General features: G+C 66.5%; 11 protein-coding genes. 6 read left to right on the forward strand and 5 right to left on the reverse strand.

Translation table 11 applies throughout. From position 1 onward, the window contains the following. On the reverse strand, positions 1-2145 hold a 2145-nt coding region (locus tag L288_RS30805), incomplete at its 3' end, for an indolepyruvate ferredoxin oxidoreductase family protein (protein ID WP_021238054.1). A 68-nt stretch (positions 2146-2213) separates the two neighbouring features. On the opposite strand from L288_RS30805, the gene L288_RS44100 reads away from it, so the two are divergent. The 3 genes from L288_RS44100 to L288_RS30815 all read left to right on the forward strand — a co-directional run bounded on the left by L288_RS44100 (position 2214) and on the right by L288_RS30815 (position 5000). Beyond that, positions 2214-2342 (forward strand): hypothetical protein, encoded by a 129-nt coding sequence (locus L288_RS44100; RefSeq protein ID WP_269077972.1) that lies wholly within the window; start codon positions 2214-2216, stop codon positions 2340-2342. Positions 2343-2506: 164 nt separating this feature from the next. Continuing rightward, complete coding sequence (locus L288_RS30810; RefSeq protein ID WP_031304294.1) at positions 2507-4240, forward strand: IlvD/Edd family dehydratase; 1734 nt, start codon at positions 2507-2509, stop codon at positions 4238-4240. 19 nt (positions 4241-4259) lie between these two features. After that, positions 4260-5000 (forward strand): AraC family transcriptional regulator, encoded by a 741-nt coding sequence (locus L288_RS30815; RefSeq protein WP_030540967.1) that lies wholly within the window; start codon positions 4260-4262, stop codon positions 4998-5000. A 7-nt stretch (positions 5001-5007) separates the two neighbouring features. Here L288_RS30815 and L288_RS30820 read toward each other — a convergent pair whose 3' ends face one another. Beyond that, positions 5008-6054, reverse strand: coding sequence for an aromatic ring-hydroxylating dioxygenase subunit alpha (locus tag L288_RS30820; protein ID WP_021238058.1), 1047 nt, complete (start codon positions 6052-6054; stop codon positions 5008-5010). 68 nt (positions 6055-6122) lie between these two features. On the opposite strand from L288_RS30820, the gene L288_RS41950 reads away from it, so the two are divergent. Next, positions 6123-6602, forward strand: coding sequence for a MarR family winged helix-turn-helix transcriptional regulator (locus L288_RS41950; RefSeq protein ID WP_021238059.1), 480 nt, complete (start codon positions 6123-6125; stop codon positions 6600-6602). Positions 6603-6791: 189 nt separating this feature from the next. Further along, entirely contained in the window at positions 6792-7535 is a 744-nt protein-coding gene (locus tag L288_RS30825; protein ID WP_021238060.1) for an SDR family oxidoreductase, read from the forward strand. 24 nt (positions 7536-7559) lie between these two features. Here L288_RS30825 and L288_RS30830 read toward each other — a convergent pair whose 3' ends face one another. The 3 genes from L288_RS30830 to L288_RS41955 form a co-directional block, all read right to left on the reverse strand. Then, positions 7560-8909, reverse strand: a complete 1350-nt coding sequence (locus L288_RS30830; protein WP_021238061.1) for an NAD(P)H-dependent oxidoreductase — start codon at positions 8907-8909, stop codon at positions 7560-7562. A 102-nt stretch (positions 8910-9011) separates the two neighbouring features. Further along, the gene (locus tag L288_RS30835) at positions 9012-10133 is read right to left on the reverse strand and encodes an FAD-dependent oxidoreductase (protein WP_021238062.1); all 1122 of its coding nucleotides are present in this window, start codon (positions 10131-10133) and stop codon (positions 9012-9014) included. Beyond that, positions 10130-11203: an aromatic ring-hydroxylating dioxygenase subunit alpha gene (locus tag L288_RS41955; RefSeq protein WP_021238063.1), complete on the reverse strand. Its 1074-nt coding sequence runs from the start codon at positions 11201-11203 to the stop codon at positions 10130-10132. The genes L288_RS30835 and L288_RS41955 overlap by 4 nt, the downstream gene beginning before the upstream one ends. A gap of 149 nt (positions 11204-11352) precedes the next feature. Between L288_RS41955 and L288_RS30840 the strand changes: the two genes are divergently transcribed. Continuing rightward, positions 11353-12312 (forward strand): AraC family transcriptional regulator, encoded by a 960-nt coding sequence (locus L288_RS30840; RefSeq protein ID WP_021238064.1) that lies wholly within the window; start codon positions 11353-11355, stop codon positions 12310-12312. The last annotated feature ends 32 nt before the right edge of the window (positions 12313-12344 follow it).

A 12344-nucleotide genomic window follows, 5' to 3' on the forward strand; every position in this document is an offset into this window, starting at 1 on the left:
GCGCTGCACCGGATCGGCGGTCAGCGGGACGGGCGCGGGCGGCGCGGGAAGATCGGCCGGATCGGCGCCGCCCGCCTTGCGCGGGGTGCCGCCTTCGACCGTCACGAAGCTGGGGCAGAAGCCGTTGAGGCAGCTCATGTCCTTGTTGCAGCTCGACTGGTTGATGCGCCGCTTGACCCCGTCCGGCGTCGGCAGGGGCTCGACCGACAGGCAGTTCGACTTGACCGAACAGTCCCCGCACCCTTCGCACACCCTGGCATTGATGAAGACGCGCTGCGGCGGTTCGGCCAGTTTGCCGCGCTTGCGCAGGCGGCGCTTTTCGGTCGCGCACATCTGTTCGTAGAGGATGACCGTCACGCCGGTGCGGTCGCGCAGTTCGACCTGCAATGCTTCGATATCGTCGCGATGGACGACCTTCTCCACGCGCGCGCGGGCCGGGTGCCCCTTGGGATAGCGGCCGGGATCGTCGGTCGCGAGCACGATCCCCGCGACGCCCTCCGCCGCGACCTGCTCGATCATCTGCTCGACCGACAGTTCGCCGTCCACGGGCTGGCCGCCCGTCATCGCCACGGCGCTGTTGTAGAGCAGCTTGTAGGTCAGGTTGACGCCCGCCGCGACAGCCTGCCGGATGGCGAGGATGCCCGAATGGAAATAGGTGCCGTCGCCCATATTGGCGAAGACGTGCGGCTCGTCGGTAAAGGGCGCGAGGCCGACCCAATGCACGCCTTCCCCCCCCATCTGGCAGAAGCCCGAATGGTTGGGACGCAGCATGGATGCCATGCCGTGGCAGCCGATGCCGGAAAGCGCGCGGCTTCCCTGCGGGAGCACGGTCGAGCGGTTATGCGGACAGCCCGAACAGAAGAAGGGACGGCGCAGCGCGACCGGGGCGGCGAAGCTCGCCTGATCCGCCAGCAGCGCCCCGGCCTCCTGCGATCCGGCTGGCAGGGTCAACAGCTTCGCCAGCAAGGCCGCTATGGATTCCGGCGTCAGTTCGCCGGTCGCGGGGAATAGCGGATCGCCATCGGCATCGCGCTTGCCCAGGATGTGCGGCGCGCCGTCCTGGCCGTAGAGCTGCGCCTTGGCCTGCGCTTCGATCAGGCCGGATTTCTCTTCGACAAAGATCAGGCGGTCGAGTCCGAGCGCGAAGTCCCGCAGGCTGGCGGGCTCCAGCGGCCAGATGAGGGCGGGCTTGTACAGGGCGATGCCCAGGGCCTGAAGCTGGCCTTCCTCCAGCCCCAGCAGGTGCAGCGCATCGATCAGGTCCAGCCATGGCTTGCCCGCCGCGACGATGCCGATGCGGCTGGCGGGGGTGCGGTGCAGCGCGCGGTCGAGGCCGTTCGCCCGCACATAGTCCAGCACGGCGGGCAGGCGATGGTTATGGTGCCGCGCCTCCTGCTCGGCTGGGGTGTCGGGCCAGCGGAAATGCAGGCCGCCCGGCACATCGGGCAGCGGGGGGAGGATCGGGTCGCGGGCAAGCTCGTCCGTGACGACGACGCGCGATGCGTCGGCGACGTCCGTCACGATCTTGAGCGCGGCCCAGGCCCCGCTATGGCGCGACAGGGCGAAGCCGTGCAGGCCGAATTCCACCACTTCGCGCGCATCGGCGGGGTAGAATAGCGGCACGGCGAGGCTGGCCACGGTTTCGTCCGAGGACACGACCAGCGTCGATGATTTGGCGGTATGATCGTCGCCCACCGCCAGCAGGACGCCGCCCGCAGGGGAGCTTCCCTGAAGATTGCCGTGGCGGATGGCGTCGGCCGCGCGGTCGAGGCCCGGCCCCTTGCCGTACCAGAGCGCGAACACGCCATCGACCCTGGCGCGGCCGGTCATCAGCATATGCTGGGTGCCCGCGACGGCGGTGGCGGCCAGTTCCTCGTTGACGGCGGGCATGACCTTGATGCCCCTTGGCTCCGTCAGCGATCGCGCGCTGGCGAAGGTCGTGTCGACCGTTCCCAGCGGCGAACCGCGATAGCCCGACACGAACCCGCCCGTGTTCCGGCCTGCGGCGGCATCGCGGTCGGCCTGGACCAGCATCAGCCTGACCAGCGCCTGCACCCCGCTGATGAGCACGCGGCCTTCGCGCCGGACATAGCGGTCCGTGAGCGACACGGCGGCGGCATCGGGAGTTTTTTCTTCCAGGGCCATCTGCAATCCTCAAAACTTTTCCCAAGGAACTGCACCATCCAGCGCGAAGAGTATTGCATGATTGGAGCGTGATGAATGCGCATTTCGGCATAAAGGGGCAGAAGGGGACCGGCGGCTGGCGATCGGTCAGCCATCTGCCCGGAAGCGCGGAATTGGGCGGCTTTTGCGGCCCGGACCGCTGTGCAGGCGGGGCGTGACCAGCCGCGCCGTCGCTGTCAGGCAAGCGCGGCGGAACTGCGGGACAAGACGATCCGGCGGGATGGCGTAGGAGGATATGCCTGTCCGAAGCCGTCCCTCTGGCGCCATGCCGTGCGCCGCCGCATGGATCGGCCGGATCGCATTTCAGAATAGGAATTTGTTCATGTCCGACGCGCCGAAATCCCCCCGCCGTTCCACCGCCTGGTTCGGCGGCAGCGATCGCGCGGCGTTCCTTCACCGAAGCTGGATGAAGGGCCAGGGGCATCCCGACGATATGTTCGACGGCCGCCCCATCATCGGCATCTGCAACACCTGGTCCGACCTGACGCCGTGCAACGCCCATTTCCGGGCGCTCGCCGAACGGATCAAGCGCGGCGTGTATGAAGCGGGCGGATTTCCGGTGGAATTCCCCGTGTCGTCGCTGGGCGAACCGACGATGCGCCCGACCACCATGCTGTTCCGCAACCTCGTGTCAATGGACGTCGAGGAAGCGATCCGCGCCCATCCCATCGACGGCGTCGTGCTGATGGTGGGATGCGACAAGACCACGCCGGCCCTGATGATGGGGGCCGCGAGTTGCGACCTGCCGACGCTCGTCCTGTCGGGCGGGCCGATGCTGAACGGCAAGTTCCGGGGACATGACATCGGGTCGGGAACCGATGTCTTCCGCTTCATGGACGCCTTGAAGACGGGCGACATGCTGCTGGCCGAAGTGTCCGAAGCGGAATCGGGCATGACCCGGTCGATCGGCCATTGCATGACGATGGGAACGGCATCGTCCATGGCATCCATGGTGGAAGCGATCGGCATGGGCCTGCCCGACAATGCGACGATCCCCGCCGCCGACACGCGCCGCTGGCGGCTGGCGCAACTGGTGGGCCGCCGGATCGTGGGCATGGTGGAGGAGGATCTGACCTTCTCGAAAGTGGTCGACCGCCGCTCGATCGAAAACGCCATCCGCGTCAATGCGGCGCTTGGCGGATCGACCAACGCCGTGCTTCACCTGCTCGCGCTGGCCGGGCGGCTGGAGATCGACCTGACGCTGGACGATTGGGACCGGCTAGGCCGCGACGTGCCGACCATCGTCAACCTGAAACCGTCGGGCGACTATCTGATGGAGGATTTCTACTATGCGGGCGGCATTCCCGGCGTGATCCGGCGGCTGGGCGAGGCGGGCCTGCTGCACCGCGACGCCGCGACCGTGAACGGCCGCACGATCTGGGAGAATAACAGCGAAGCGCCCATCTATAATGAGGACGTGATCCGGCCCTTCGAACGGTCGCTGATGGCGAGCGGGGGCGTCGTCGTGCTGCGCGGCAATATCGCGGAAAATGGCGCGATCATGAAGCCGTCCGCCGCCACGCCGCGCCTGTCGCAGCATCGCGGCCGCGCCATCGTCTTCGATTCGATCGAGGAATATCGCGCCCGCATCGACGATCCCGAACTGGACATCGATGCGGACAGCATCATGGTCCTGCGCAATTGCGGGCCGACCGGCTATCCGGGCATGCCGGAGGTCGGCAATATGGGCCTGCCCGCCAAGCTCCTGCGGCAGGGCGTCAAGGACATGGTCCGCATTTCCGACGCGCGGATGAGCGGCACCGCCTATGGCACGGTGATCCTGCACTGCGCCCCGGAAGCGGCGGTCGGCGGCGGGCTGGCGCTGGTGCAGGAGGGCGACATCATAGAGGTGGACGTCGCCAACCGGCGGCTGCATCTGGACGTCGCGCCGGACGTGCTGGAGCAGCGCCGCGCCGCCTGGACGCCGCCCGCCCCCGGCATGACGAGCGGCTATCAATATATGCACGCAAGCCATGTCCTACAGGCCGATCGCGGAGCCGATCTCGACTTCCTGGTCGGCCGCCGGGGCGCCGCCGTGCCGCGCGAATCGACCTGACCAGGGCAGCGGGCCGCGCATGACGATGCTGGGAACCGCCGATCTCGACCTTCTGGAAAGGCTGTTGAGCCCGCTGGGCGAGATTCCCTTTTTCGTGAAGGACGCGGATTTGCGGTTCGTGGCGGCGAACCCGGCCATGGCGTCGCTGATCGGGGTGCGTCACCCATCCGAACTGATCGGCCATACGTCCCGCGATTTTTTCACGGCGCATGTCGCGGAGATGTACGAGGCCGTCGACCGCCATATCCTGCAATCGGGCGATACGGTCAGGGACCGGCTGGAATTGACCGGCCCCCGGTCCGACACATGGCTGCTTTACACGCGCACGCCGGTCTTCGCGGGCGACGGTGCGGTGACCGGCGTCGCGGCGGTGGCGCGCGCCTTACCGGCCGGGCATGCGCGCGGCGCGATCTATTCCCGCCTTGCCGACGCGCTGAACTGGTTGCGGGACCATATCGCAGAGCCGCTCGACGTCCCTGCCCTGGCCAAACGGGCGGGCATATCCGTTTCGCAGCTTGAGCGGAACGCCGCGAGCGTGCTGGGCATTTCGCTGCGCACCGCGCAGCACCGGCTGCGCATCGACCATGCCATAGGCCTGCTCGCCACCGGCATGCCAATCGCCCATATAGCGCAGGCGTGCGGATTTTCCGACCAAAGCGCCTTCACCCGCCGGTTCCGCACGGCAACGGGCCTCACGCCGCAGCGCTGGCGGCAGCGGCCGCCAGCCAGCCATCATGCGGCGCGGGAAGAGGCGCCCTGATTTCCGGTCAAGCCGCAGCAGCCGCCCCGGCTGCCTCCTCCTCCCGGATCAGGCTGTCCATGATCCGGCGGAACATGGCGGGAGCCTTGTCGGAGGGAATGAAGGCCTTCGCCATGGACGCATCCGTGCGGTCCCAGAGCAGTTGCTGCGCCTCTATGATGGCGCGGTCTTCCTTGAACGCGGACATGACCAGACTGAAAATGCCTTCCACCAGATGTCCGGGCAGGTTGGTGGCGTCGAAGCCGGTGGCGAAGAAATAGCGCGTCTCGCGATCGTTGATGGGGGCCACGGCCTGCTGTTCGACCCGGTAGGTCATGGGCTTGTCACCGGGTTCGCCAAAGCCGCACCGTTCCGCCATGCCATGCGGATAGGATTTATTTTCCATGATGAACACGCCGGGCGCGAGATAGTCATAGGTGGACCAGGTATCGACCAGGTTGGGATTGGTCTGGCTCTGGCGGCGGCCGGTTAGCCAGCGTTCGATCCGCACGCCCCGGTTGAGCGGCTTGACCCTGGGCACCTCGTCCGACCAGCCATAATCGGTGGCCGCGCCCAGCGTCTTTTCATGCACGAAATCGACATGCGACAGGTCGAGCAGATTGTCGTTGATGAGCATGTAGTTGGCCGCATAATCGATCTGGTCGGCCCGCATCGTCCAGCGGGGATCGTTCAGGCCGAACGCGCTGGGGATGAGCGCGGGATCGGCCCTGGCGGGGTCGCCCATCCAGACCCAAAGCCAGCTATCGCGTTCCTCCACGGGAAAGGTCCGCACATTCGCGCCGGGGACGATCCGGTCCGCGCCGGGAATATGCTGGCAGCGGCCGTCGGGTCCGAACACCAGCCCGTGATAGCCGCACCGCAGGGCATCGCCTTCGACACGGCCAAGCGACAGCGGCACCCAGCGGTGAGGGCAACGATCGGCGACGGCATGCAGCGCGCCTTCCTGCGTACGGTAAAGCGCGACCGGCTCACCGATGATGGTGCGGCCGATCACGTTTCCGGCCGCAAGCTCATGGGACCAGGCGCCCACATACCAGCAATTTTTGAGGAACATGCCGACTCTCCATTCCGGCGAAACTAGTATGGTTGCCATACCATATCCGCAACCGCTAGGGAAGCGCCATGCGCAAAACATCGGCAGTCGATCTCAAACGCAGCTTCGGGGGGATGGAGGATCGCGCCGGGGTCCGCTTCGGACTGGCGGGGTCCGCCTTTCTCGACAGCTATGCCAGCCTTCTCGCCCCCATCGGGCTGACGCCGTCGCGGGTGCTGGCGCTGGGCTTCATCCGCGCCAATCCCGGATGCGAGCAGGGCGCGTTGGGCCGCGCGCTGGGCATAAGGAAAGCGGCGGCGATGGGTTCGGCGGAGCGGCTGGAGGCGGACGGCTTCGTCGAGCGGCGCGACGCCGCCGACCGGCGGGTGCGCGCGCTCTATCTCACGCCCAAGGGCGAAAGCGCCTGCGCCGAAGCGGAAGCGATGGCGACAGAGCTGGAAAAGGCCGCCTTTGGATGGATGGATCAGGACGAATGCGAGGCTTTGCTGGACAGGATCGATGAGATTGCCCGGCGCTGCGTGGAATGGCGCGATCGCCAGCGCGGCTGACGCAGGATGCCTCCTGCTGGCGCGCGCAGACAATAAAGATGGAGGCGGCGGCGCAAGTCCGCTCCGCCCGAGCGCGCTAGATCTGTCCCGATCAGGCCCGATCCCGTTGCCGCACGCAGGAGCCATGTTGCGCTTCATTCAACGGGCGAAGAGTTTCGGGCCGGACAAGGAATTGGAAAGGGCAGGATCATGGAAAGCAAACGCCGCACGGCGGTCGTCACCGGGGCTGGACGAGGGATTGGCCTGGCCGTGGCGCAGCGCCTGCTGGAGGAGGGCTGGAACGTCGCGCTGGCGGCGCGCAGGATCGATGCGGAAACCGCTGGCCATACCGGCGGCAATGTCCTGCCGGTCGTTTGCGACGTCACCAGTGCGCAGGATGTTGACCGGCTGTTCGCGGAGGTGACGGGGCGCTGGGGGCGCGTCGACCTGCTGTTCAACAATGCGGGCATCGGCACGCCGCTCGCCCCCCCCGACGAGATTCCGGTGGACAATTGGGAACAGGTGATCGCCACCAACCTGATGGGCGCGATCCTTTGCGCACGGGCGGCCTTTGGCGTCATGCGCAGGCAGGACCCGGCCGGCGGGCGGATCATCAACAATGGATCGGTCGCGGCCAGCGTGCCGCGCCCCGGCTCTGGGCCCTATACGGTCAGCAAGCATGGGATCACCGGGCTGACCAAGTCGCTGGCGCTGGACGGGCGGCCCTTTGGCATCGCCTGCGGGCAGATCGACATCGGCAATGTCCGCACCGACATGACGGCGGCGGTGGCCGTGGGCCTGCCGCAGGCCGATGGCTCCCTGCGCCCGGAACCAATGTTCGACCTGCCGCATGTGGTCGATGCGGTATCCTATATGGCCAATCTGCCCTTGTCGGTGAACGTCCCCTTCGTCACCGTCATGGCGACCAACATGCCGCTGATGGGCCGGGGTTGAAGGGGACGTTGCGGCGGCTGACGATCATGCGCTGGCGAACAGGCGCTCCATCTCGCGCCTGAAGCCGTAGGCGGTCACGCTTTCATCCGCGACGACATCGCTCCAGCGCAGCGGCTGATCGCGCGGCACGTCGCGGACGAGCTTGATCCCCTGCGCCAGCGCCAGCGGCAGGTGCCCGCCCGCAAGCGACGCGGCTGCGGGCATCAGCTTGCCGAAGACGGTATAGCCGCCTTCGCCATCCAGCATCTCGCCCGCCACAAGATCGCGCTTGGGCGTGGCGACGACATCGGCGTTGAAGCCGCGCGGCGCGCCGGTCGTTTCGCCGCGCAGCGCGATGGACGCGACCGAAACGCCCACTTCGATCCCGACCAGATGCCAGCGGCGGTACATCGACATATAGCGGCCGGACGGATCGGTGACGATGCGATATTCCCGCATGGACCGCTGCGCATAGTCGCTTTCCGCTTCGACGCAGACCCAGACGCCGGGACGGATATTATAGGGGATTTCGGTTCCATCGGCCCTGATGCTGGAGATGGTTTCGACCAGCCCCTTGGCCTCCAGCACGCCGCCTTCCGCGCGGGGGCGCATCAGCGTCGCGATATCGTCGATGCCGCCGGGGGGATAGGCGAGGCCGTCGACCGGCGCCTGAAGGCCGGTCGCATTGGCCAGCGCCGCGCATTCGATCGACGGCTTCGACCCGTCCAGAAAGGCGTTGAACATCTTGGGGTTGAGGCCCCCGGCCGCCGCGCTTTCCCGGTTCACGCCCAGCCCCCAATGATCCCACACGGTATCGGGGGTCGAAGACCGGTAGTCCGGGTGCCATTTATGCCCGCGCCCGGCGGCGATGACGGTCAGGCCGCAGGTGCGCGCCCAATCGACCAGTTCACAGGCCATCGCTGGCTGATCGCCATAGGCAAGGCTGTACAACACCCCCGCTTCGGCCGCGCGGCGGGCGAGCAGAGGGCCGCACAGCGCATCCGCCTCTACCGTCACATTGACGACCGGCTTGCCCGCCGCGAAGCTTGCAAGGCAATGATCCACCGCGACGATCGGATGGCCGGTGCATTCGATCACCAGTTCCACGCCGTCATGCGCGATCATCGCAAGAGCGTCATCGCCCACGAAGGTGCCGCCCGATCGCACGGCGTCTTCGATGGAGGAGGCGGCGGTCCGCTCCAGCGGCCAGCCAAGCGAGACGAGATGCTCCCGCGTGACGCCCGGCCGCAGATCGATGACGGCGGTGACATGGATGCCCGGCGTGCTGACGGCCTGCGCCAGGAACATCGACCCGAACTTGCCAGCGCCGATCAGCCCGACGCGGATCGGACGGCCCTGTTCGGCGCGTTCGAGCAGCTTGGCGTGAAGGTTCATCGTTAATCTCCAGAAGATTGTTTCGACAACCTCGCTATTCTCCTTGCCGCGCGCGATCTTGCACTGCGGGGACGCTGGCGCTTGCCTTGCGGCGACAGCGGGTCAGGCAGGCTCGCAGAGCAAGGCGTGGGAGCGCGATATCTCGCCAATCACATCGGCATTATGCGCCTTCTCCACCTGCCAGCGGGACAGGCGGCAACTGATCTCCACGACATCGCGCGCGCGGGGATAGCGGCGATCGGCAAAGCGGGCGAGCGCATCGCTGATCGAGCCTGGAGTCGCGTCAAGCTCCTCCGCGAGCACGACCGCGTCCTCGATCCCCATCGCCGCGCCCTGGGCCAGGGTGGGCGGATTGGCGTGGGCGGCGTCGCCGATCATGACGATGCGTCCCTGCCCCCATGGCCTGGGCGCAAGCAGCCATTCCAGCGGCCGGTAATTCACCTGCTCCGGCGCGTTGAGGTTCTGGACGGCTTCGGCGACGAGCCCGCCATAACCTTCCAGTTCGGCGCGCATCTGGAGATGGAGCGTCGAAGGTTCGCGCGGTTCGCCGGACATATCCTGCACGATGTAGAGATAGGCCCGGTCGCGCGAAATGGGGCAAATGCCGACGAAGCCGGGCGGGCCGCCGGGATAGAGATGCGTCGTGTAGAGCCCCGCCGGACGCGGCACTTCGGCGCGCCATACCGCCTGGCCGGTCGGCTGGGGCTTCACCTGCGGCATCAGCCACTGCCGCGTCTGGGAATAGATGCCGTCAGCGGCGACCACCAGTTCGAAGCGGTCCGTGCTGCCATTGTCGAACGTGACCTCCACGCCATCCCCGGCATTGCGCATCGCTTCGACCGTGGTGGAGCAGCGGATGACCGCGACCTTTTCGGCTGCGCGGCGCAATATGTCGTGCACGTCGGAGCGCGTCATTCCGGTTCCGGCAGGCCATTCCACGCCGCCCAGCGGCTGCATGGGATCGTCTAGCAGATGCGCGCCATCGGGACGGCAAATGGCGACCTTGTCCATCGGAACGCCCGCATCGACGCACTGCCGGGCCACCCCGATCCTGTCGAGCGCCTGCATCGCATTGCCCACCATGGTCAGCCCGATGCCGCCATGATCCGCGACCTCGCCCCTGCGTTCGATCACCAGCACGTCCCATCCGCGCTGCCCCAGCGCGGCGGCGGCGGTGAGCCCGGATATGCCCGCGCCGATGACCAGCGTGCGGCGCTCGCTCATTCCGCCGCCTCCGCCACCATCTCCCGTTCCGCGCGGATCTGCGCGGCGATCAGCCTGCGCGTGCGGATCGCGCCTTCGTCCGCGCGCACCGACACTTCGGGCACGCGATCGGGTTCGAGCTGGTCGAACAGTTGCTGGATATCGTTCAGCGCCACCACATCTTCCATCAGCAGGCGGCGGAAGTCGTCTAGCAGGGATTCGGCGCGCACGCTGGGATAATTCTGCACGACCACAGCGAACTGGTAGCAGCTTTTGGGACCGGCGGGCGTTATGCCGAATACGATGCGGGCGTCGCGCGGTTCCATCGACGGGTCACTCGTGTCGGCGAATGTCTGCCGGACGACGACGGCATGGGGAGCATAGCTCCACAGGTCCAGCACGCGGTCCACCCGGTCGCCCTTGATCTGCATGGCGAGCTTGATCATCGGGGGGACGGGTTCGTCGCTGAATTCCCGCTCCATCCTGACCTTCGTGCCCTGCTGCGTGCATCTATAGGGATGCGACGCCACATTCCCGGCATCGATCATGCCGTGATGCAGGAAGGTGATATGCGTGGCGTCCACCAGATTTTCCAGCGAGTAAAGATAGTTGCTCTCGCCCGGCAGGCAGAGGCCGAAATAGGAATGGAAACCCGGCGCGGTCACGCCCATTTCCTCATGATCGGGGAGCAGCGCGGGATCGGCCTTCGCCGGATCGCCCGCCCAGGCCCAGATCCATCCCGAAATTTCCACCAGCGGATAACGGCGCACCGACATGGCGGAGGTGGGCGCGCCGCCGGATGGAATCAGGCATGCCCTGCCTTCCGGGTTGAAACGGATGCCGTGATAATTGCACTGGATATCGTCCCCGATGACGGTGCCGCCGTTCGACAGCCGCATGCCCCGGTGCGGGCAGCGGTCGAACAGCGCGACCGGAGTGCCATCGGGCGTGCGATAAAGGACCACCGGATCGCCAAACAACATGCGGTGAAGCGGCTTTTCGGTCACTTCAAACCCGAACGCCGCGACATACCATTGATTGCGAGGATACTCCGCCCGACCCGGCAGCATATCGATACCGTCGATCATCATCGAAAACTCTCCAGCGAAGATAGGGAACTGTCGGCTTCGATTTTTCGCACTTCGCAGGCGGAAGATTATTGCTCCTCTGTCCGTCCTTCTATCTGCACCATCGCATAAAATAGCTGAATCCGTCCGAATTGGCTGCTAGACGAGGGGAGATGGACAGGCTGAGCAGAATCCTTGAGGCGACGCATCTGCAAGGATCGCTGATCGGGATGATCCAGTTGTCCGCCCCGTGGCATATCGACCATGAGCAATGGGTGGGCGCGCCGACGCATTATATTGTCGAAGGCGAAGCGGTGCTGGAGCACGAGGGGGCCGCGCCGCAATTGCTGTCGGCGGGCGATCTGGTGATGTTCCCGCAATGGCAAAAGCACCAGCTTCGCTCGCCCGGCGCGGCGGGACCGCCCGTTTCGATCCGCGAGATTGTGGAGAATAACAATGGCCCCCCGTGGCGCCCCGGCGAATGGCTGGAGGAGCCACTGATCATGAAGGCGGGCGGCGGCGGCGCACGAACCGTCATCCTGAGCATGGTCTTTTCGCTCGACACCGCTAAGCTGCATCCCATGTTCGCCGCCATGCCCCGGCTGGTTCACCTGTCATCCCGGGACATCGATCTTGGACCCTGGCTGCCTTCGCTCCTCCAGTTCATGGAGATGGAGAAGGCACGGCACGAGCCGGGATATGCCGCCATTTCAAGCCGGATCGCGGACCTCATCTTCCTTCAGATATTGCGCGCGCAGGCGCTGCGCAGCCCCGGCGCAGGCGGATTCGCCCGCGCCTTGTCGGACCCGGCGATCGGCGCGCTGCTCCAGGCGCTGCACGAAACGCCCGGCGCGTCCTGGACGCTGACATCGATGGCGCGGCGGGCAGGACTGTCCCGATCCACCTTCAGCGCACGGTTCAGGGAGGTGATGGACGTTACGCCAGCGGCCTATCTGCGCGGATTGCGGATGGACACGGCCGCCGAACGGCTTCGCACGGGGACGAGCGTGAAACAGGCGTTCGAACAGTCGGGCTACGCCACCCTCTACGCCTTCACCACGGCCTTCGCCGCCCGTTTCGGCACTACGCCCGCCCGGTTCCGGGCCAGCGCTCGACCCCGGCCGGGAGCGTGAGGGCATGCCAGCGAATGAAGTTCGACCCAGCA

Origin of the sequence: Sphingobium quisquiliarum P25 (genome assembly GCF_000445065.1) — a bacterium.
Lineage (GTDB): Bacteria > Pseudomonadota > Alphaproteobacteria > Sphingomonadales > Sphingomonadaceae > Sphingobium > Sphingobium quisquiliarum.

Coding starts and splice junctions, on each gene's coding strand:
- L288_RS41955 (WP_021238063.1), bottom strand. CDS start 11,203: ATGATGATCGACGGTATCGATATGCTGCCGGGTCGGGCGGAGTATCCT.
- L288_RS41950 (WP_021238059.1), top strand. CDS start 6,123: ATGCGCAAAACATCGGCAGTCGATCTCAAACGCAGCTTCGGGGGGATG.
- L288_RS30815 (WP_030540967.1), top strand. CDS start 4,260: ATGACGATGCTGGGAACCGCCGATCTCGACCTTCTGGAAAGGCTGTTG.
- L288_RS30830 (WP_021238061.1), bottom strand. CDS start 8,909: ATGAACCTTCACGCCAAGCTGCTCGAACGCGCCGAACAGGGCCGTCCG.
- L288_RS30840 (WP_021238064.1), top strand. CDS start 11,353: ATGGACAGGCTGAGCAGAATCCTTGAGGCGACGCATCTGCAAGGATCG.
- L288_RS30810 (WP_031304294.1), top strand. CDS start 2,507: ATGTCCGACGCGCCGAAATCCCCCCGCCGTTCCACCGCCTGGTTCGGC.
- L288_RS30825 (WP_021238060.1), top strand. CDS start 6,792: ATGGAAAGCAAACGCCGCACGGCGGTCGTCACCGGGGCTGGACGAGGG.
- L288_RS30820 (WP_021238058.1), bottom strand. CDS start 6,054: ATGTTCCTCAAAAATTGCTGGTATGTGGGCGCCTGGTCCCATGAGCTT.
- L288_RS30835 (WP_021238062.1), bottom strand. CDS start 10,133: ATGAGCGAGCGCCGCACGCTGGTCATCGGCGCGGGCATATCCGGGCTC.